This window comes from Mesorhizobium sp. L2C066B000, from assembly GCF_000502335.1.
Classification (GTDB): Bacteria; Pseudomonadota; Alphaproteobacteria; order Rhizobiales; family Rhizobiaceae; genus Mesorhizobium.
In genome coordinates, this window is sequence record NZ_AYWZ01000004.1 from 365,766 (window position 1) to 384,795 (window position 19,030).

The 19,030-nt window shown below is 63.6% G+C and carries 16 protein-coding genes; 4 read left to right on the forward strand and 12 right to left on the reverse strand.

Annotated features, from left to right (window positions below; all coding sequences use genetic code 11):
• Nucleotides 1–77 precede the first annotated feature (77 nt).
• The 4 genes from X733_RS152200 to X733_RS152185 form a co-directional block, all read right to left on the reverse strand.
• On the reverse strand, nt 78–1,742 hold the full coding sequence (locus X733_RS152200; RefSeq protein WP_023697312.1) for a VWA domain-containing protein: 1,665 nt from the start codon (nt 1,740–1,742) through the stop codon (nt 78–80).
• 149 nt (nt 1,743–1,891) lie between these two features.
• Nucleotides 1,892–2,890, reverse strand: coding sequence for a GlxA family transcriptional regulator (locus X733_RS152195; protein WP_032888631.1), 999 nt, complete (start codon nt 2,888–2,890; stop codon nt 1,892–1,894).
• 17 nt (nt 2,891–2,907) lie between these two features.
• A complete protein-coding gene (folD, locus tag X733_RS152190; RefSeq protein ID WP_023669302.1) occupies nt 2,908–3,807 on the reverse strand; it encodes a bifunctional methylenetetrahydrofolate dehydrogenase/methenyltetrahydrofolate cyclohydrolase FolD in 900 nt (299 codons plus the stop codon).
• A 355-nt stretch (nt 3,808–4,162) separates the two neighbouring features.
• Nucleotides 4,163–6,451, reverse strand: coding sequence for a GumC family protein (locus X733_RS152185; protein WP_023818676.1), 2,289 nt, complete (start codon nt 6,449–6,451; stop codon nt 4,163–4,165).
• A gap of 198 nt (nt 6,452–6,649) precedes the next feature.
• Between X733_RS152185 and X733_RS152180 the strand changes: the two genes are divergently transcribed.
• Nucleotides 6,650–7,945 (forward strand): lipopolysaccharide biosynthesis protein, encoded by a 1,296-nt coding sequence (locus X733_RS152180; RefSeq protein ID WP_023818677.1) that lies wholly within the window; start codon nt 6,650–6,652, stop codon nt 7,943–7,945.
• Here X733_RS152180 and X733_RS152175 read toward each other — a convergent pair.
• The 3 genes from X733_RS152175 to X733_RS152165 are packed head-to-tail and all read right to left on the reverse strand — an operon-like array spanning nt 7,942 to nt 10,825.
• Complete coding sequence (locus X733_RS152175; RefSeq protein ID WP_023818678.1) at nt 7,942–8,865, reverse strand: DUF6492 family protein; 924 nt, start codon at nt 8,863–8,865, stop codon at nt 7,942–7,944. The genes X733_RS152180 and X733_RS152175 overlap by 4 nt on opposite strands.
• Nucleotides 8,862–9,656, reverse strand: coding sequence for a WecB/TagA/CpsF family glycosyltransferase (locus tag X733_RS152170; RefSeq protein ID WP_023715617.1), 795 nt, complete (start codon nt 9,654–9,656; stop codon nt 8,862–8,864). The genes X733_RS152175 and X733_RS152170 overlap by 4 nt, the downstream gene beginning before the upstream one ends.
• Nucleotides 9,653–10,825 carry a glycosyltransferase family 4 protein gene (locus X733_RS152165; RefSeq protein WP_023818679.1) on the reverse strand — a complete coding sequence of 391 codons (1,173 nt, stop codon included), beginning with the start codon at nt 10,823–10,825 and terminating at the stop codon, nt 9,653–9,655. The genes X733_RS152170 and X733_RS152165 overlap by 4 nt, the downstream gene beginning before the upstream one ends.
• Nucleotides 10,826–10,997: 172 nt before the next feature.
• On the opposite strand from X733_RS152165, the gene X733_RS152160 reads away from it, so the two are divergent.
• The 3 genes from X733_RS152160 (at nt 10,998) to proC (ending at nt 14,187) form a co-directional block, all read left to right on the forward strand.
• A complete protein-coding gene (locus X733_RS152160; protein WP_023818680.1) occupies nt 10,998–11,996 on the forward strand; it encodes a glycosyltransferase in 999 nt (332 codons plus the stop codon).
• The gene (locus X733_RS152155) at nt 11,965–13,284 is read left to right on the forward strand and encodes an O-antigen ligase (RefSeq protein WP_023818681.1); all 1,320 of its coding nucleotides are present in this window, start codon (nt 11,965–11,967) and stop codon (nt 13,282–13,284) included. The genes X733_RS152160 and X733_RS152155 overlap by 32 nt, the downstream gene beginning before the upstream one ends.
• Before the next feature lie 87 nt (nt 13,285–13,371).
• Nucleotides 13,372–14,187, forward strand: coding sequence for a pyrroline-5-carboxylate reductase (gene proC / locus X733_RS152150; protein WP_023669294.1), 816 nt, complete (start codon nt 13,372–13,374; stop codon nt 14,185–14,187).
• 22 nt (nt 14,188–14,209) lie between these two features.
• Here proC and X733_RS152145 read toward each other — a convergent pair whose 3' ends face one another.
• From X733_RS152145 to X733_RS152125, 5 genes are all read right to left on the reverse strand, one after another.
• A complete protein-coding gene (locus tag X733_RS152145) occupies nt 14,210–15,109 on the reverse strand; it encodes an MBL fold metallo-hydrolase (RefSeq protein WP_023818682.1) in 900 nt (299 codons plus the stop codon).
• A gap of 269 nt (nt 15,110–15,378) precedes the next feature.
• Entirely contained in the window at nt 15,379–15,771 is a 393-nt protein-coding gene (locus X733_RS152140) for a type II toxin-antitoxin system VapC family toxin (protein ID WP_023738240.1), read from the reverse strand.
• The gene (locus X733_RS152135; protein ID WP_023669292.1) at nt 15,771–16,013 is read right to left on the reverse strand and encodes a type II toxin-antitoxin system VapB family antitoxin; all 243 of its coding nucleotides are present in this window, start codon (nt 16,011–16,013) and stop codon (nt 15,771–15,773) included. The genes X733_RS152140 and X733_RS152135 overlap by 1 nt, the downstream gene beginning before the upstream one ends.
• Before the next feature lie 81 nt (nt 16,014–16,094).
• Nucleotides 16,095–17,408, reverse strand: coding sequence for an NAD(P)H-dependent oxidoreductase (locus tag X733_RS152130; RefSeq protein ID WP_023818683.1), 1,314 nt, complete (start codon nt 17,406–17,408; stop codon nt 16,095–16,097).
• Between the two features lie 152 nt (nt 17,409–17,560).
• Nucleotides 17,561–18,955 carry a multicopper oxidase family protein gene (locus X733_RS152125; protein ID WP_023818684.1) on the reverse strand — a complete coding sequence of 465 codons (1,395 nt, stop codon included), beginning with the start codon at nt 18,953–18,955 and terminating at the stop codon, nt 17,561–17,563.
• Between the last annotated feature and the right edge of the window lie 75 nt (nt 18,956–19,030).

The window sequence follows — 19,030 nt, forward strand, 5'->3', positions numbered from 1 at the left end:
GGCATCATTGCCTATTTTGTAAAAAGGGCGGCTCGAGCTCGGTTTGAGGCCGCCCTTTGGTGAGGGATGGATGGCGATTACGGCTGAACCGTAATCTCGCTCCGTTCGCCGGCCTTGACCGTCACCGGCATTTCCTTGTCATGGCCTTGATCGGGCATGTGGCGGAGGACGACATAGTCGCCGGCCGGGATAGTCTGCTGCCAGGTGTCGCCATAGTTCAGGCCGAGCGCCTTGCGGTTGCCCTGGATATCCTTCTTCGACGACAGCACCTCGATCGAATAGGCGCCCGGCGCCGACATCACCAGCACGCCGGCATCGAGCGTCACCTTGACGTCCTTGACGTCGCCAACCTTGACGCTGAAAGGCTGCTCGACGGTTGCGAGCTCAAGCGAGGTGACCGCGACATAATCGTCCGGCGGCAGCCAGAATTTGCTGTCGGGCCCATAGGAGTGGGCGACATCGTCACGCGAGCCGTCGATCTTTTTCTTGGCCTTGACGATCTGGACGCTGATGCCCGAGGAGTCGGCCTTGTCGCCACCTGCAGTGTAGTAGGCGTTGACGGCGGCATGGCCGACGCCGACGACTATGTCTTTTTCCACAGTCTGCCCGGCGGCGAGCTGGATGTTCTCGGTCACCGAGCCGCTGCCGATCGCAACCGTCACCTTCTGCTCACCAGCCGGCACGATGATCCTGGTGTCGCCATAGTGGGTGGTGCTGCCGCCCGGGAAGGCGAAGTCGACATCGGCTTCGTCACTGATCTCGGCGCCCTGGCTTGGCTTCGGATGGATGAGCATGGTGCCGGCGTTCAAGGTGAAGAGCGGCTTGTAGACCTGGCCCGCCTCGATCTTGACCTTCTGTTCCGCCCGAGCTTCGTCGGCGCGCGCGACGACGACATAGTCGCCCGGCTCGAGATTGGCCTCGTAGTTGTTGTACTGGGTGGTGACGGCCTCGCCGTGCGTGCCATCGGCCTTGGCCTTGTAGACCTCCCAGGCATTGCCGTCGGTGATCGGATCGCCGCCTTCGGCCATGACCACGCTCGGGATGAAATTGAATTCGGGCTTTGCCGGTTCAGGGGCTGGAGCTGGGGCTGGCGCCGGTGCGGGTTCAGGTGCCGGAGCCGGCGCGGCGACGGTTTCGACCAGTGCTTCCTGCAGCGCCTTCTCGTCCGAGGCCTGGATATATTTGCCGCCGGTGTTGTCGGCAAGGCAGGCGATCTGCTTGCCCTCGTCAGCGGTCAGGCCGAAGCCGACGACGTCGACTGTGAAATCGACGCCTGAGGCCTCCAGTTCCTTGCCCAGCGCGCACGGGTCACCTTCGCAGGTTTCAAGCCCATCGGTGATGAGGACCACGGTCGCCTTGTCCTCGGTGTATTTCAGAGCTTCGGCCGCCTGCTTGACGGCTGCGGTCAGCGGCGTCTTGCCGAGGAATTTCAGGCTGTCGGCAGCGGCCGAAATGGCGCTAGCCGAGCCGGCTTGCGGCGGCACGATCAGTTCGATGTCGTCGCAGCTGCCCTTTTCGCGGTGGCCATAGGCCATGAAGCCGATCTCGTCGTCGCCCGGGACCGACTGCAGCACGGTCCTCAGCGATTCGCGCGCGATCTCGAGCTTCGGCTTGCCGTCGATCTGGGCCCACATCGAGCCCGAAGCGTCAAGAATGATGATGACCTTGTTGGCGGCAAAGCCGAGCGAAGTCATCGACAAAAGGAGCAGCGCCGCAGCGACGCTCCGCAAAAGTCCCGCCATGGAAATCTCCTTGAGACCGCCCTCTGATCCGCGCCGGAAGCTATTTGACGGCGCGTCCGGGCACAAGCCCCGGAGCGGGTTACGAACGGTTGCCGTGTAACAGGATCGGCGCCGGCCGAGGCCTGTTCCGAGGCCGGCTCAGCACCGCGTCAGTACGTGGTGCGCCGCTCTTCGGAAGGCGGACGGCCGAACTGCAGCCGATAGCTCTGCGCGAAATAGGAGTGCGAGGTAAAGCCGGTGGCAATGGCCACGTCGAGGATCGGCATGTTGGTCTGGCGCAGCAGTTCGCGCGCCCGCTCAAGCCTGAGCCGCATGTAGTAACGACCGGGCGTGACGCTCAAATGGCGCAGGAACAAGCGCTCGACCTGGCGCACCGACAGGCCCGCCGATTTGGCAAGCTGCACGGCTGATAGCGGCTCGTCGAGATGGTCGGCCATCAGTTCGACGATGCGCCTTAGCTTCTCCGACTTGCCGGTCAGGTCGCGCTCCGGCCCGACGCGCTGGCGGTCGCCGGCGGAGCGGATGCGCTCATGCTGGAACTGGTTGGCAACGCCGTTGGCGAGGTTCGAGCCGAAGTCGCCACGCACGATCTCCAGCATCAGGTCGATCGAGGTGGTGCCGCCGGCGCATGTGTAGCGCTTGCGGTCGATCTCGAAGACGTTGCCGGTGCAATTGATGTCGGGAAAGCGCTCGACGAAGCCGGCGCGGTTTTCCCAATGGATGGTGCAGCGATAACCTTCGAGCTGACCGGCTTCGGCCAGGAGGTAAGAGCCCACCGACAGCGCGCCCAGCGCATTGCCGCGCCGGCCCCAGCTGCGCAGCGCCGCCAGCACCTTGCTCTTGCCGGGGAACTCGACCGACAGGCCCACCGACACGAACAGGATATCGACCGGCGGCAAATCGGCGACGGCATAGTCGATCTTGAGCGGCAGGCCGTTGGAGGCCATGACGGGATCGCCGTCGGCCGAGACCGTCGTCCAGCCATAGAAATCGCGGCCGAGCAGGCGGTTGGCCGAGCGGAAGGTATCGATCGCCGCTGCCAACGAAAACATCGAAAACTTGTCGACCAGCAGGAACGCGAATTGCCGGCCCCCTTGAACGGGATCATCCACGACCGGCCGTTCAGAGGGAATGGTAAGGTTCGGCAAAGAAGCTGCTTTCTGGGTCAGAAGGAAGGCCGCTTCAAGCCGGCCGCAAGGTAGGCTGAGGCTAACGTATTGGCCATCAGCATGGCAATGGTCATCGGTCCGACACCGCCGGGCACGGGGGTGATGGCGCCGGCGGCCTTGGCCGCTTCGGCATAGGCTACATCGCCGACGAGGCGGGTTTTGCCTTCGCCTTTCTCGGGTGCGGCAATGCGGTTGATCCCGACATCGATCACGGTGGCGCCGGGTTTGACCCAGTCGCCCTTGATCATTTCGGGCCGGCCGACGGCGGCAACCAGAATGTCGGCTGTGCGGGCCAGCGCCGGCAGATCCTTGGTGCGGCTGTGGGCAATGGTGACGGTGCAGTTGGCGGCAAGCAACAGATTTGCCATCGGCTTGCCGACGATGTTGGAGCGGCCGACGACGACCGCGTTGAGGCCGGAAAGATCCTTGCCGCGCACGCGTTCGATCAAAAGCATGGAGCCAGCCGGCGTGCAGGGCACGAAGGCTGTTTCGAGTTCGCCGGTGCCGAGCTTGCCGACATTGATGAAATGAAAGCCGTCGACATCCTTTTGTGGCGCGATGGCCTGGATGATCTTGCCGGCATCGATATGGGCGGGAAGCGGCAGCTGCACCAGAATGCCGTTGATGGCCGGATCGGCGTTGAGTTCGCCGATGATCTTCAGCAGTGCCGCTTCGGACGTGTCGGCCGGCAGTGTGTGCTGCAGCGAATGAAAGCCGCATTCCTTGGCGGTGCGCGACTTCGACGCGACATAGACCTGGCTTGCCGGATCCTCGCCGACGATGACCACCGCCAAGCCGGGCTGGGCCTTTCCCTTGGCGACCAGGTCCTCGGTCAAGGCCTTGACCTTCTGAACCACGTCTGCGGCGACGATCTTTCCGTCAATCACTTCGGCCATGAACCATCCTCGACATCATTCCAGCCAAGGCGCGGCGCGCGCCTTGAACGTTGCTTCGTGCATGTCGTTGTTCCAAACGTTCCGCCCATTCGGGTAAAGCCCGACGGCAGCGTTTTTTGGGCGCCATGCTGCGCGGCATTGTCACGAAATTTGGCCTAAGCAATCCCGTCAAAGCGCCGTCACATGCCGTAAACTCGAAACCGGCAGCTTTTATTCTGTGCTGACGGGCTCAGAGCGACTCATCCTTTCACGGAAAGGCTGAACCGCTCTATTTCTTGTTTTGACGCAATTCCCAAGGGAAAGCGCGCTACGCGCTTTTCCCGGGAAAACCGTTTCACACTTTTCCTGGAATTGCTCAGAAATAGCGGCGGTGCGAACGGCTTTCGGTGAGTTCGCGCACCGCTTCGCGAAATTCGCGCAGGCTGGCGCGGATATCGTCGATTTGCGCCTGCTGGTCTTCCGGCGCCGCCCCAGCGGGCTGCGGAGAAGACCACGGCCCGGACGCCGCGGGCATCGGCTGAGCCTGCGAATAGGCATAGTCAGCCGGCTGACGAGGCTGCGCGTAGCCAGGCTGCTGCGCAGGGGAATTGGCGTGCGGAACCTCGTTCCGGAAGTCCGGCTGGCGATAGCCCACAGGCTCCTGCACCGGCCTTGTATATTCGGCGGCTGGTTGGGCGCGGTAGGTCTCGACGGGTTCGCCTGACGTCCCGCTACCCGGCGCGGCTTTGCGCACCGCCGAGAACAGTCCGTCGAACAGACCTGGGCTCCGGGCGGGAGCGGCCGCGGTCGGCAACACCGGAGGTGCTGCCGGTGGCGGCGCCACAGGCAGCGGCGCGCGATAGACCTTGTCCTCGACCGGAGGGGGGCGCTCGTCCATTCTGCCGCGCGAACGCGAATTGGCAGCGCCGCGCAGGCTGGCAAAGGCGCCGCGCATGGCGCCGACACCGATGCCCGAAGCAAGCCCGAGCAGCAGGCCGGCCATCGCTATTACAGCCCGCGACGGTCCGTTGGGTTCGAGCGGCGGTTGCGCGGGGGTCATCAGATTGATGTTGGTGGTGTTGATGTTTTGCTGTTCGCCGGTCTCCTTGGCGCGCAGAAGGTACTGTTCGTAGACGGAGCGTTTGGCCGTGGCGTCACGCTCCAGTTCGCGCAGGCTGACCAGATCGCTGTTGACGTCGCCGCTCTGGACCTTTGCCTGAGCCAGGCGGGAAGCGAGATCCTGCTCAAGCTGAACCGAGCGCTTCAAATCGACCTGCAGCGACGAGGCGATGCGGCGCAGTTCGCCTGCGATGCGCTCGCGCGAGCCGTCGAGCTGGGCGTTGAGCGCCTGGTATTCGGGATGACGCGGTCCCAGACGCACGGCGGCGCGGTCGGCCTCCTGCTTCAAAACTGCATATTGCGCGCGCAGTTCGCTCATCGTGTTGGAATTGATTTCTTCCGGCAAGGTGCCGTTGATGACCGAATTGACGTCCAGCGAACGCGCCGACGCCGCCCGGGCATTGAGTTCCAGCGTGCGGGCCCGGGTGACTGAGAGCTGCTCGTTGAGCTTCAGCATCTGGTCGTCGCTGATCAGATGGCCCTGCGCGTCGACGAGATCATGCGTGGCCCTGAAATCCTCGACCTTGCGCTCCGCTGTCTCGACATCCTTGCGCAGGTCATCGAGCTTGGCCGTCAGCTGGTCCGTCGCGCGCCCGGCCATCCCGAACTGGTATTGCGCCGCCTCCTGCTGGAAAACGTCCCTCGTCGTATTGGCTATCTTCGCCGATTTGTCGGCGCTTTGAGTGGTGGCGCTGATGGAAACGACAAAGCTCTTGCCGCTGCGCTCAACCGACAGGCTCTTGGCCAGATTGCCGACCGCCAGCGCATGGCGGCGCACTTCACCGGCGCCGCCAGGGCCATCCTGGCGCGACAGTATCGAGCGAATGAGCGACAGGACGCCAAGGCCGCCAGAGCCCTGTCCGTTGAATTCCGGATCGTCGACGAGATTGAGATCGGCCACGACCTTGTCGAGGACCTTGCCGGATGTCACCATCTTGATGCGGGTTTCGACAACAGCCAGCGCCGCATCGGGCTGCCCGACCGGTTGGGTGAGATCGTTGTCGGAAAGCTTCAGGTCGCCTGGCTCGATGACCATCTGTGTGGTGGCTTCGTATTTCTTCGGTGTCGAAACGGCGACGGCGACGCCGAGCACCGTGCCCAATATCGTCGTCGAGACGATCAGCAACTTGGAACGACTAATGCCGCGGACGACCTGGAGCGGATCGATCAGCGGTTTCCATTCCTGCCCGTCATCGTCGTCGCGGTCCGGTCGCTGCTCGTGGAAAGAGCGGGGCTCATAGGCGGCGTGCTGCTGACGCCGGCCGGAAACAGGCTCCTCACGCGCGCTGGCGGTCGAAACGGGTTCGCCGTCGGCCTGGAACTGCGGCGGCTCGGGCGGTGACGTTGGCGCCGGATTCGACCGCGCCTCGCGTTGCGAGCGGGCTATGCGGTGACGCGTGGCGGCATCCTCGCGCCATGACGGATCCACCCGGTCACCGATCGAGACCGCCGACGCATCCGCCGCCTCATCGCCGCGCACGGCTTTGCCGAGCGCCAGGAGGGAGCGCTCGCGCCTCCAGTCTTCACGGTTTTCCCTGTCGACCATTGTCTCGAAACTTTACCTTCGACGGTGCGGGAGCGGCGGTCGGCCAATCGTTAAGTCACGCTAAACAGGCATGGGAAACAAAAGGTTAATTTCCGAAGTCTGCAAGTGAAAGTTTCTCGCTTCGCCACGCATTGCCGGGATCTGTAAAATGGCGTCAGAACCGCACGTTAAGCTTTGCGGCTTACGGCTTTCCTCGATATGACGCAGGCCAGCGACATACCGCAAAGGCGGACACTCGCCCGCATCGGCACCTTCCTTGCCGAAAGACGGGGGCTGGTTCGCGACTATCTTTCAGCCATCAGCGGCGCCGGCGGGCGGCTGGTGTTCTCGCTTGCCTATTTCATCGCACTTGCCAACACGCTGTCGATTGCCGAGTTCGGCATGTTCGCCACCGCCTCGGCGGCCGGCGTCATGCTGTCGCGCATCCTCGCTTTCGGCTTCATCTCGGCGCTTTACCGCACAGCCACCATCCGCCCCAATCTGATCGGCACCTTCACCGCCGGCTTCCTTTTGCTTGGCGCCGTGTCCTTACCACCGCTGGCGGCGGCCTCCTGGGGCGTCTACCTGATCTTCTTCGCCAGCACCGTGCCTCTGGCCGTCTTTGCCGCAATCGTCTTTGCCGAAGCGCTTTTGTGGCGGCCGGTCGAGGTGGTGCTGATCGTCAACAACGGGCTCGGCAAATTCGGCCGCGCCGCGGTGCTGTCGATCGTGACCACGGCGTTCCGTGCGCTGGGCGCCGTGCTGTTCATGCTGTCGGGGCAGCACAGCGTCTGGATCTGGTCATTGTTCTACATCGGCGCCAACGCCGCCTCGCTGCTGCTGGCCTTCGGCTTCTATTATCCACGCCAGCGGCTGAGGCTGCGCACCGAGCTCTATCTCAGGCGGCTTGCCGATTCGATCTATGTTGCCGGCGCCGAAGTGCTGTTCTACCTGCAGTCGGAATTCGACAAGCTGCTCGTCCTGGCGATCGGCGGGCCGCATCTGGCCGGCATCTATGCCATCATCATGCGGCTGGTCGACCTGACGGCAATACCGATCCGCACCTTCTCGATGATGCTGGTGCAGAGGATGATGCGGGCGCCGGAGCTGTTGTCGCGACTGCGGGTCAAGAGCGGTATCGAAGCCGGCGTGTTCCTGGTGTCGACATTGGCACTGGCCGCACTCGGCATCGTGCTGCATTTCTTCCCCAATGCACTTGGCCGGAATGTCGCCGAGGCGGCGCCCTTGGTGGCATTGGCAATCGGCGTGCCGGGACTGCGCAACCTGGTCGAATACCAGGCCGAGCTGCTGTTCGCGCGCGGCCAGACCGCGCTCAGGGCGCTCAACCTCGGCCTGCTGGCGGGGCTGAAGGCGGTGCTGTTGACCTATGTGCTGACCACGATTGCCGACACGCCCAGGCTTGTCGTATCGCTCAATGTCGTCTTCCTGCTGCTCTATCTCGCCTCGGCGCTGCTGACCTATTCGGCGCTGCGCAAGCCCGCCAAGGCAATCTAAGCCAATCCGATCAGGCGGCGGATGCGGCCGATATCGGTGCCGATGAAGGATTGCATGCCGATCGCCACCTGCCCCGGTGCCATAGCGGCGACGAAGCTGCGGAATTCGTCATCCGACAGCGCCTCCCCGGTCCAATGCACGCGGCAGAATTCCTCCGAGCCGTGGAAATGGCCGGCGCCCCCCAGCACATCGTCGACATAGCGGCCATAGATCATGCATTCGGAGGACCGGCGCACTGAAGCGATGACCTCGACCCAGCCGCGCGCGTGCACCTTCTCGATCTCGGCGCACATCGCCGTCACGGTCTGACGGCGCCAGGCGATCAGCGTCGAAATATAGTCGTGGTTCGAAACCTCGGATGCATCGATACCAATCGCCGAGGCCGCATTGCGCGACCAGATGCGATGCTCGTCGTGACCGTCGCTCGACAGCACGCCGTCGCGCCGGAACAGCCGCACCTTGCCGTCGCGCCAGAAGGCGCTCAGATCGAATGGCTTGAGGAAGGCGACGTCGGAATCGCAGAAGACCAGCACGTCTTCTCCAGCATGCGCAGCGATGGCGATGCGGCGCAGCTGCTGCACATGCCAGCCGCGCAGCGGCTGGGTCTTGAAACTGAGCCAGATGCGACGGCGAAAGAGGCTCATCGGATCGTCGAACACACGCAGCCAGCGCGGCAGCAGGTCGCGCTCGTCGACAACGCTGCGGCGGTCGTTTTCCAACTGGCGAAACAGCGCCACGTCGCGGTGCTCGACCAGAATGTAATGATGCGCCACGCCGGAGACATGGCGGTCGAGGGTCTCGCACAACAGGCGGCAGCGTTCGAAATCCGGCGCATAGCTGGCGGTCACCACCGCCGCCGTCGGCGTTTGCGGCAGGGCACCGGTCTCGGCTGCAGGGCTCGGCACGACGCGGCTGTTCACCGCAACTCTCCGGCGGGCTCGGGCCGACGCGAGAATTTCTGCCTGACGACACGCAGCAGGAACACCGGATTGCCGACGACGTAGCGGCGCCACAGCCGGCCGGGCTCGATGCACAGACGGAACAACCATTCGAGCCTCAGCTGGCGCATCCACAGAGGCGCCCGCGGCACCGTGCCGGAGAGAAAATCGAGCAGCGCGCCGACGGCGATCGGCAGCGTGCAGTGGCGGGCATCGATATGACGGGCGATCCACAATTCCTGGCGCGGCACGCCCATGGCCACAAGCAGCACGTCGGGCCGCAATGCCTCGATGCGATCGACGATCGCCTGCTCTTCGGCGGGGGAGAAATAGCCGTCATGGATGACGACGAATTCGTGCTGCACCGCCAGAGCGGCTAGCCTGACCGACGCCGCCTCGGCGTTGGCGCGGGTGGCGCCAAGCAACCCGACGGTCAGCGGCCTCGCCGATGCCTGCAGAAAGGCCGGAATGAGATCAGTGCCGTTGAGATTGTCCGGGAACGGCGCGCCGTAGAGCAGCTTTGCCGCCAGATCGACGCCAACGCCGTCAGGCAGGATGAGGAAATCGTCGAGCGCCTCGGCAAAGACCGGATCGGTAGAGGCGATGTTGGCGTTGTGAGCGTTGAGAAAACTGACCTTGGTGAAGCGCCGCTCGGCGATCAGACGAGTGAGCAGCGCGATCGCGTCATCCCAGCCGATGGCAAGGACCGAAATGCCAAGGATCGTCTTCAGCGTATCGAGCCCGAAGGCGGCGCGGGCGGTGTGCATGTTCATGCAAACACCTCCTTCCCCACCGGCCCAAGCTTTTCCAGGCCGAGCCTGATGGCGGCATCCAGTGCCTTAATCTGCCGGCGATGGAAGGCGCTGCCATCGACATCCCTGACATCGGCCGCAGCTGCCTCCAGCGCGCCGGCGAAGGCGGCCGGATCGTCGGTGATGAAACAATTTGCCGGGCGATGATCGATGCCGCGCAGCGAACGGCTGGTGGCGACCGACGGCAGGCCGAGTTCGAAGGTTTCGATGGTCTTGAGCTGAACGCCGCTGCCCGCGGTGCTGATCAGTGGGATGACGGCGGCGCCGCGCACGAAATCCTGGGCGTCGGGCACGCGGCCGACAAATTCGACACCGGGATGGGCAGAGGTGATATCCGACGGCATGTTGCCGGCGACCCTGATGCGAAAACTCCGGCGAAGATGCGGCACGACTTTTTCCAGGAACCAGTCGAGGCCGATGCGGTTCGGCTGCCAGGTCCAGGTGCCGATCAGCGCCGCGTCGCAATCGATGCGGCGCGGCTTGACCGGCTTTGGGGCCGTGGCAGTGGTCACCAGCGGCAGCACCGCCGAGCGGTCGTCGCTGGCAACGCCGAGTGCGGCGCGGTCTTCCTCGGCCAGCGTGAAGACGAAGCGAGCCCGGCGGCAGAGCCGCTCCTCCATGGTCTTGAGCAGCCTGGCCTCGCGGGCAAACAGCAGGCGCTGGAAGCGACTGTTTGCTGCTGCCGCATTCTCTTTGGCCGAACCATGTTCGACATTGTGGGCGACGAAAATCGAGGGACGGTCGGCGAACAGTTTTTCAAAGGCGCCGGCGAACTGCACCGAATTCAGGACATAGCCGTCGAAGGGACCGGCGCGCTCGATCGCGGCACGGACTTCGCTGTCGGAAACCGCGCGCAGCTTCACGGAAGCGAAGGTGAGCCCTGACAGCACCGCCTTGCCAAGCCAGGCGAGCTTCTGCCGCGCCGAGGCGCTTTCCGTGCGCACGTCGACGGCGCCGAGCACGAAGGTGTTTTCGGGGTCGCTGGGCGCCTTGCCCGGCCAGATGAAGCCGATGACGGTGACGCGCACGCCGGCGCGCCGCAAGGCGGCGATGATCGCAGCATTGGCGATCTCATAGCCCGAAGCGAGAGCGCCGTCGGGCACGATCGATGTGGCGAACAGCAGATGCATCTCACCTATCCAGGCGTCAGCCACTAGCAAAGCTGGGTGAACCCTTGATTAAATCACGCAACGCAACGGCTGAAAGGCGCGGACCGGCAGGCGCCGCTGCGAAAGGTGATTAACGAAACGTTATCGTCGCGGTGTTATCGAAAGCCAGATTCAAAACATGCGGCTGGAGCGGATGATCCCTTTGCCATCGGACGGTTCGGTATCGATTGCGGGACGCTCTCCGGGGCTCGCCGCAGAGACGATGGAAGCCGTCGTCACGCTGCCGACCTTCAAGCGGCCGCAACTGCTGCTCGAAACGCTGGCGTCGCTCAAGGCACAGCAAACCAGCCGGCGCTTCGCCGTCATCGTCATCGAAAACGAGGCCGAGGCGAGTGAGGGCGCCAAGGCGGCCGTGCCGCTGTTCGAACGCGACGATATGAAAGGCATGGTCATCATCGCGCACGAGCGGGGCAATTGCAGTGCCTACAATGCCGGCTGGCAGACGGCGATCCTGCATTTTCCGGATTTCCGCCACCTGCTGGTCATCGACGATGACGAGATCGCCGACGCGGACTGGCTGGAGCGCATGTGCAAGACGGCGGAGACGCTTGGCGCCGACATTGTCGGTGGCCCACAAGTGCCGGTGTTTAGCGATCCTTCTCACGCCAAATGGGCCGAGCATCCGGTCTTTGCGCCCCCCTATCGCGAGACCGGGCGCGTGGCCGCACTCTATTCCTCGGGCAACCTCCTGGTCGGGCGCAATGTGCTGACCACCATGGGACCGCCCTTCCTCGACCTGCGGTTCAACTTCATGGGCGGCGGCGATTCCGACTTTCTCAGCCGGTCTGCGCGGAAAGGTTTCGTGCTTGGCTGGTGCGCCGAGGCAAAGGTGCGCGAAGGCGTTCCGGCCCGGCGCGTCGAGGCTGACTGGATCCGCGCCCGATCCTTACGCAACGGTGTAATCTCGACGCTGGTCGAAAAGAAGAAGCGCGCCGGCACGCCATTCGCCGGCGCCAAGGTGTTTGCAAAAAGCCTGGCGCTGCTGATAGCCTCGCCCGTGCGCGGCGCAATCAAATTGGCGCGGACAGGATCGCTGTCGACGGCGCTTTACCCCGTCTATGTCTCGCTCGGCCGCGTGCTTGCCGAATTCGGATACGCCAATGAGCAATACAGGCAGCCTGAGAAGAACTGACGAGCTGCTGCTGGGCGGCATCGTCACCCGCGACGGCGTGGCGACGGCGATTGCCGCGCTGTTGTTTGCCGTCATCATCGTATCGTTCCGGCCGTTTCAGCCGGCAGGCGCGGAACTGACCGGCGACGGCGGCGACATCGTCAACCAGCTCGGCTTCAGTTCGCTCGGCGCCATTTCGACCTTCTCACTGCTGACGTTCGCCGACCCCAAGATGGTGCGCTCGCTGCTCAGCCCGTCCTGGATCCTGATGCTCGGCTTTTTCATGCTTTCGGTCATCAACGCGACCGACCCGTCCTCGGCCATGCGCGCGGCCTTCTTCACGCTGCTTGGCGTTCTGACGATAGCGACGGTCCTGGTGCTGCCGCGCGACGCCGACAGTTTTTCGAAAGTCATCATATTCTGCGCGATCGTCGTTATCGGCCTGTCCTATATCGGCCTCATCGTCTTTCCGCATGAGGCCCTGCATACGGCCGATTCGCAGGAGCCCGAACATGCCGGCCTGTGGCGTGGTGTGTTCGCCCACAAGAACATTGCCGGACCAATCATGGCCTGCTTCAGCTTCGCCGGCCTCTATCTCTTCCGGCGCGGCCAGAAGTTCTGGGGCGTGGCGATCTTCGGCGCGGCGATGATCTTCATGCTGCACACCGGCTCCAAGACGACGGCCGGCCTGGTGCCGTTCTCGATCCTGATCGTCGTGCTGCCGGGCCTGATCGGCATGCGGTTCGGCACGCCGATCCTGTTTGCACTGGCGATCATTGCGACGGCCATCGGTACCTTAGGCATCGTCTTCATCCCCCCGGTGAAAGAGCTGGCGGCCACCTATTTCCCCGACCTCACCTATACCGGGCGCACGACGCTGTGGGAGTTCTCCGGCGAGATGCTGGCGAAGAAGCCCTGGACCGGCTACGGCTATGAAAGTTTCTGGGGCACGCCGCTGCTGCTCAGTCAGGACCAGCCCTTCGACCGGGCCTGGGACATCCGGACCATCGTGCATGGCCATGACGGCTATCTCGACATTGCGGTGCTGATGGGCATCCCGGCGCTGTGCGTTGCCGTCTACACTTTCGTGATCGCGCCGCTGCGCGACTACATGCGCATCCCGCCGCGCAAGGAGAACATCTATCTCGGTGACTTCTTCATGATGGTGGTGCTGTTCACGGCGCTGAACGCGTTCCTGGAAAGCTTCTTCTTCCATCGCGGCGACCCGGTGTGGCTGTTCTTCGTGCTCGGCGTGCTTGGCTTGCGGCAAGTGTCGCTGCGGCCGATCGCGGTACGCCGGCGACCTTGACCGGCTGGCCTGATCCAGCACCCCTTGAGGGGCTTTCCCGTCTGCCCGCTAGCGTCTAAGGAGAACCCTTGTCTCGGAGGGCTCTCAATGACGATCAGGCTTGTTCTCGCCGGTTGCGGCAATATGGGTTACGCCATGCTTGCGGGCTGGCTGAAATCCGGCAAGCTTGCCCCGCAAGCCGTGTTCGTGGTCGAGCCCAATGCCGAATTGCGCAAGCGCGCCGAGCACCTCGGTTGCAGTGTCGCCGCGGACGCGAACGGGATCCCCGCCGACGCAGAGCCCGACCTCGTCGTCATCGCCGTCAAGCCGCAGGTGATCCGCGACGTCACCGCCGCCTACAAGCGCTTCGGCGACGGCAGGACCACCTTCGTCAGCATCGCCGCGGGCACGCCGGTCGCCACCTTCGAGCACATCCTCGGCCATCTCGCGCCTGTTATCCGCTGCATGCCCAACACGCCGGCCGCGATCGGCAAGGGCATGATGGTGGTCTATTCCAACCCGCTGGTGACCGACGACATCAGGCGTTTCGTTGCCGAGCTGCTGTCGGCGAGCGGTGTGGTGACGACGATCGACGACGAAGGCCTGATGGACGCGGTGACGGCGGTTTCGGGGTCCGGTCCGGCCTACATCTTCCATTTCATCGAGGCGCTTACGGTTGCAGCCGAGAAGGCCGGGCTGCCGACCGAGACCGCCAGGCTGCTTGCCATGCAGACCGTCTATGGCGCTGCTGCACTCGCTGCCGAAAGCGGCGAGGAGCCCGGCGTCCTGCGCCAGCAGGTGACCAGCCCCAACGGAACCACGGCAGCCGCCCTTGCCGTGCTGATGGGCGAAGACCGGCTGACGAAGCTGCTGACCGAGGCGGTGGAAGCCGCGCGGCTGCGGTCGGTGGAATTGGGGAAGTAGCCCAGACGCTCGCGGGGCCGTATCAGCCCCACTTCATCTCACCCTTGGCGACCTTTGCGCCCAGTTCCAGGGACGAGACGTCCAGAAGATCGGGATAGCGCCGCTTCATCGCTGCAATCAGCTCGACGCTGGATTTCGCTTTTTCGGCTTCCTTATTGAAAGCTTCGAGGTAGGCGCGGGTGAATTCCACGGCCGCCAGACCGTCCGGTGCACCGGCTACCTGATGGGACGGCACCACGATGTTGGGTTTGCGGGACGCGATTTCGTTGAGCGCGGCAATCCATTTCTTGCGGTCGTCTACGGTTGGCTCGTCGGCAACCCAGACATGTACGCCGGACGAGATCAGCACGCCGCCGAACACCGCTTCAAGGCTGGGCACCCAGAGATACCGCCGGTCTTTCAGATCGGCGACGGTGACGATCTCGATCTTGTTTCCTTCGATTTCAAGTGAGGTGATATCGGATGCCTCGGGAATGACGACATCCGCCAGGACCTTCGGTCCATTGTCCTTGAGCTGCGGGCCCCAGACATCCAGCTTGGCTTGCACATTGGCTTTGATGGCCGCCACCGTCGCAGCGGCCGCGATGATCTTGGCGCCGGGGAAAGCATCCGCGACGGGACGCAGGCCAAAATAATAGTCAGGGTCGCTGCAGCTGACATAGATCGTGGTCAGGGTCTTGCCCGTCGCCTTGATCGCATCCGCGACCGCACGGCCATCGGACAGGGTAAATCCGCCGTCGAGGAGGATGGCTTCTTTTTCCCCGGTCAGCAGCACCGGCGTGCGGCGGAAACCATTCTCGTCAGCCTGAAAATGGGTCCATTCCAGCTTGGCGGCGGCCTTGGCTGCAAAAGCCAGAGGCTGAAGCATGGCAACCATGCCCGTTGCCAGAAGGGTTTTCATCGTCTCGCGTCTTGTCCAAATGGTTTGCAAGATTTCAATCCTCAATGGGGGTTCAACTGATCGAGATTGGCATCTCGGCATCGTTTGAAAAACCCGGATCAAAAAGACAGACTGTATGAATGGATCACACAATGGCAGCCGATGGTCTGCGTCGTCAGCACGAGCGCAATGATCAGGCGTGTTGCGCGACCAGGTCAACAGCCCATGGCGCGAGCGCGGCAGCATTTGGCCTGCTGGGCGGGAGCGGCTGACGAAGCTGCTGGCCGAATCGTGGAACTGGGGGAGTAGGATCAGGCCAGATCGGTGTGGGAAAAGTCTTTCCCTTTGTAGAGTAAGGGCATCCCACAGCTTTTTGCCGAGGCATATGACAGGCAGTCAGCGAGATTGAGCTGAGCCGGGTGGCCGCGGCGTTTGCCATAGTTCGAAAAAGCCTGGATCGCGAGCTTGGCATCACCGATTTCGATCGGAACCACCTCGATCTCGGCCTCACGCAGGAAGTCCTCTATCGCCTTTTCGGCGAAGAGCGGCTCCACCACCAACTTCGATGAAAGCCGCATCGCCGCTTCGAGCACGACCAGCGGAGATGTTATCCGTATCGAGGCCTGCCCGATCCGGCGGCTCCAATCGGCGGCGTCTTCCTCTCCGGCGAGGACAGCGATCACCACCGAGGTGTCGATGAACATCAGGAATGTCCCCACATCTCGTCGATCTCATCCTTAGTCAAATCCCTGCCGCCGCTTCCCGCCTTGGCCTTCAGATCGTTCGATATGGCGGCCAGCCGCTCAGCCAGCGGAACTCGTTCACGTTCGCGCTGAAGCTCGGATTCGAGCGCCTCGATCACCGCCTCGGTCATTGAAATCTTTCGCTTTTCGGCAAGCTGCCGGGCGAGGTCACGGGCGCGCGGGTCTCTGATCTGGAGATTCATCCTGGAAGCCTCCGTTCGGTGCCACTACAATATAGTGAACTTGCCATGACAAAACCAGAGAGGCTGGCCTGTCATGCAATCTCAGCCCCCGTAGAGCATCTCATCCTGCAGCTTGCGCAAAGCGAACAGCCTGGTCGTGCGGTCGGGTGTGGCGTTGTCGGTGGTGATGAGCTCGCCCTTCCTGACCGGCTTCAGCACCTTGCCGCCTTCGAGCAGGCCGACCGGCACTGCCAGATTGGCGCGCGCCTCTTCGACGGTCATGGTCCAGGAGCGGTAGCAAGTCTCGCCGATGGCATCGAAGGTCTCGCCCGTGGCGAGATCGCGCTTGGCGACCGCGCAGACCTCGGCCACCGGCTTCGGCAGCGGCACCATGTCGGGGCGGCCGTAGAGCATGATACGCGCTGCCGTCAGCGGCACCTCCAGCGAGGTCAGATGGTAGGGCCGGAAGAAGCTGTAATAGGGGCCGTGGCCGATATGCAGATCGTCCATGCGCTCGACGATGCGCGGATGCGTCGCCTCGACGATGACGAAGACGCCCGGCGCCACACCCTTGCCGATCGTGTAGTCGACAACACCCTTCTTCGACAGGATGCCGCCATCGGCGCGCGGTATCAGCACCTTGGCCAGCTGGTCGCGGTCGGCCTTGGGCCCGTGCATGCCCGGCACATCGGGCACCAGCCCGGTGGCGTTGGCGATGGCGCACATCTCGACCATGGTTTTCGAGCCGTCGACGAACTCGACCAGCATGCGCGGGTTCATGTTGCGGCGAAGGGCTTCCTCGCGATAGTCATCCGGAACGGCATCGTGGTTGAGCGGGTTGTTCTTGCCCTTGCCAGCCGAGACGATGGTGTAGCCGAGCGCGGAGGCAAACTCGATCAGCTCCATGCAGCTCGACGGCTCGTCGCCGGCGCCGACCGAATAGACGACGCCGAGCCGGTCTGCCTGCTGCTTGAGGTAGCAGCCGATCGTGACGTCGGCCTCGACATTCATCATCACCAGGTGCTTGCCGTGCTCCATCGCCTTCAAGTCGAAATCGGCGGCGACACCAGGCTTGCCGGTGGCGTCGATCACGACGTCGATCAGCGGATTGGTGACCAGCATCTCGTTCGAGGTGATGGCGATTTTCCCGGCCTCGATCGCCGCGGTGACTTTCGAACCCATGTCGGCCTCGACCGCCATCGCCTCGTCGCCATAGGCGATGCGGATGGCGTCGCGCGCCGTGTGCGGACGCCGCGTCGAGATGGCGCAGATCTCGATACCGGGCATCAGCATGCCTTGCGTGACCAGGTCGGTGCCCATTTCGCCGGAGCCGATGACGCCGATGCGCACCGGGCGGCCCTCGGCGGCGCGCCTGGCGAGATCGCGGGCCAGTCCGGTCAGGGCGACGTTGGTCATGCAAGCGTGTCCACGGCTTCTTGATTGCAGGCGGGAATAGCAGGGAACGGCCCCGCTTTGCCAACGAAACCAGCGGACGGCGGCAATTTCTCCGGCAACAGGCCCGGCAGGTGAGGCCAACCCCGGTAGAGGCTGATTGACCCGCCTCGGCGTCAAACCACCCTGATATAGCTCGTCATGCCGGTTTTCTGATGTTCGATGATGTGGCAGTGCAGCAGCCAGTCGCCGGGATTGTCGGCGACGAAACCGAGCTGAACCTTCTCGTTGGGCTGCATGAGATAGGTGTCGGAGATGACCGGCTGAACCTGGCGTGTCGACGACGACAGCACCTTGAAGCTCATGCCGTGCAGATGCATCGGATGCGATTGCGGCGTCAAATTCTCTATGTCGATGACATAGCTTTTGCCGAGCTTCAGCTCGGCCAAAGGCGCGGTCGGGTCCGGCGTGTCGCCCGGCCACGGTACCTTGTTGATGGCCCAGAAGGAGTAGCCTAGCGTGCCGCATATGCTGTCGCTCGGCACGTTTTCCGCCGTGGCGCTGAGCGAGAGCGCGATGTGTTTCGCGCTGGCGAGATCCACCTCCGGCACCGGGTTGGCTTCCAGCGGTGCGAGGTCGCGCAAATCGCGCTTGAGCGAGCTGCCGGTGGCGCGCAAGGTGGCGAGGACCTTGGGTTTGGTGCCTCTGATGTCGCCCAGGCTGACGATCGCGCCCTCCTGGTCAGGCATGCGGATCGCGAGTTCCATGCGCTGCCCCGGTCCGAGCAGCAAAGCATCGGGCGCAAAACGCTGCGGCACCGGATTGCCGTCCAGCGCGATGACCGCGGCCTCCCCACGCTCGACGCGAAAGGCGTAGATGCGGGTGACATCGGTGATGGCGACCCGCAGCCGCACCAACCCGCCGGCCGGCGCGTCGAATTGCGGCTGGTCGAGCCAGTTGGCGGTGCGCACCGTGCCATAGGTTCCGGTTTTTGCGGCATCGCGCGGCCGGAATTGCTGGATGAACTGCGCGTCGTCGCCCAGGCGCCAGTCGCGCAGATTGACGATTGCCTCGGCGTCGAATTTGGGATCGTTGGGGTTTTCGACCACGATCACGCCGGTCAACCCATGGCCCATCTGCTCCAGCGTGTTGCAATGCGGGTGATACCAGAAGGTGCCGGCGTCGGGCGGGGTGAAGGCGTAGTCGAAATGATCGCCGGTGTAGACGTAGGGCTGAACCAGGAAGGGGACGCCGTCCATCTTGTTTGGAACGCGAATGCCGTGCCAGTGGATCGTCGTCGGATCGTCGATGCCGTTGGCGAGGCGGGCGGCAAAGGGCTCGCCTTTTTTCATCCGCAGTACAGGCGGCATGCCTGATTCACCATACGTCAGGACATCCCGGGTCTCGCCCGCATCCATGAACCTGGCCTGGATCTTTGCCGTCTTGAGCACCACCGGCTCAGGTGTGACAGCTGCCCAACCGCTGAGCCTGGTCATTGCTGCCAGCCCGACGCCGCCACCGCCGGCAACCGCAGCCGTTTTCAGAAGCCCGCGGCGGGTGAATAGGGTCATCTGGCGCTCCAACGGAATATGATTACCTGTCGTCCTGAATGACGGGTGGCGACCGGCGCACAAGCCGATACTGCC

Excerpts from the sequence above, each read along its gene's own strand:
- X733_RS152125 (WP_023818684.1), bottom strand. The coding sequence starts at position 18,955 with ATGACCCTATTCACCCGCCGCGGGCTTCTGAAAACGGCTGCGGTTGCC.
- X733_RS152180 (WP_023818677.1), top strand. The coding sequence starts at position 6,650 with ATGACGCAGGCCAGCGACATACCGCAAAGGCGGACACTCGCCCGCATC.
- X733_RS152165 (WP_023818679.1), bottom strand. The coding sequence starts at position 10,825 with ATGCATCTGCTGTTCGCCACATCGATCGTGCCCGACGGCGCTCTCGCT.
- X733_RS152155 (WP_023818681.1), top strand. The coding sequence starts at position 11,965 with ATGAGCAATACAGGCAGCCTGAGAAGAACTGACGAGCTGCTGCTGGGC.
- X733_RS152160 (WP_023818680.1), top strand. The coding sequence starts at position 10,998 with ATGATCCCTTTGCCATCGGACGGTTCGGTATCGATTGCGGGACGCTCT.
- X733_RS152135 (WP_023669292.1), bottom strand. The coding sequence starts at position 16,013 with ATGAATCTCCAGATCAGAGACCCGCGCGCCCGTGACCTCGCCCGGCAG.
- X733_RS152130 (WP_023818683.1), bottom strand. The coding sequence starts at position 17,408 with ATGACCAACGTCGCCCTGACCGGACTGGCCCGCGATCTCGCCAGGCGC.
- X733_RS152170 (WP_023715617.1), bottom strand. The coding sequence starts at position 9,656 with ATGAACATGCACACCGCCCGCGCCGCCTTCGGGCTCGATACGCTGAAG.
- X733_RS152185 (WP_023818676.1), bottom strand. The coding sequence starts at position 6,451 with ATGGTCGACAGGGAAAACCGTGAAGACTGGAGGCGCGAGCGCTCCCTC.
- folD (WP_023669302.1), bottom strand. The coding sequence starts at position 3,807 with ATGGCCGAAGTGATTGACGGAAAGATCGTCGCCGCAGACGTGGTTCAG.
- X733_RS152200 (WP_023697312.1), bottom strand. The coding sequence starts at position 1,742 with ATGGCGGGACTTTTGCGGAGCGTCGCTGCGGCGCTGCTCCTTTTGTCG.
- proC (WP_023669294.1), top strand. The coding sequence starts at position 13,372 with ATGACGATCAGGCTTGTTCTCGCCGGTTGCGGCAATATGGGTTACGCC.
- X733_RS152140 (WP_023738240.1), bottom strand. The coding sequence starts at position 15,771 with ATGTTCATCGACACCTCGGTGGTGATCGCTGTCCTCGCCGGAGAGGAA.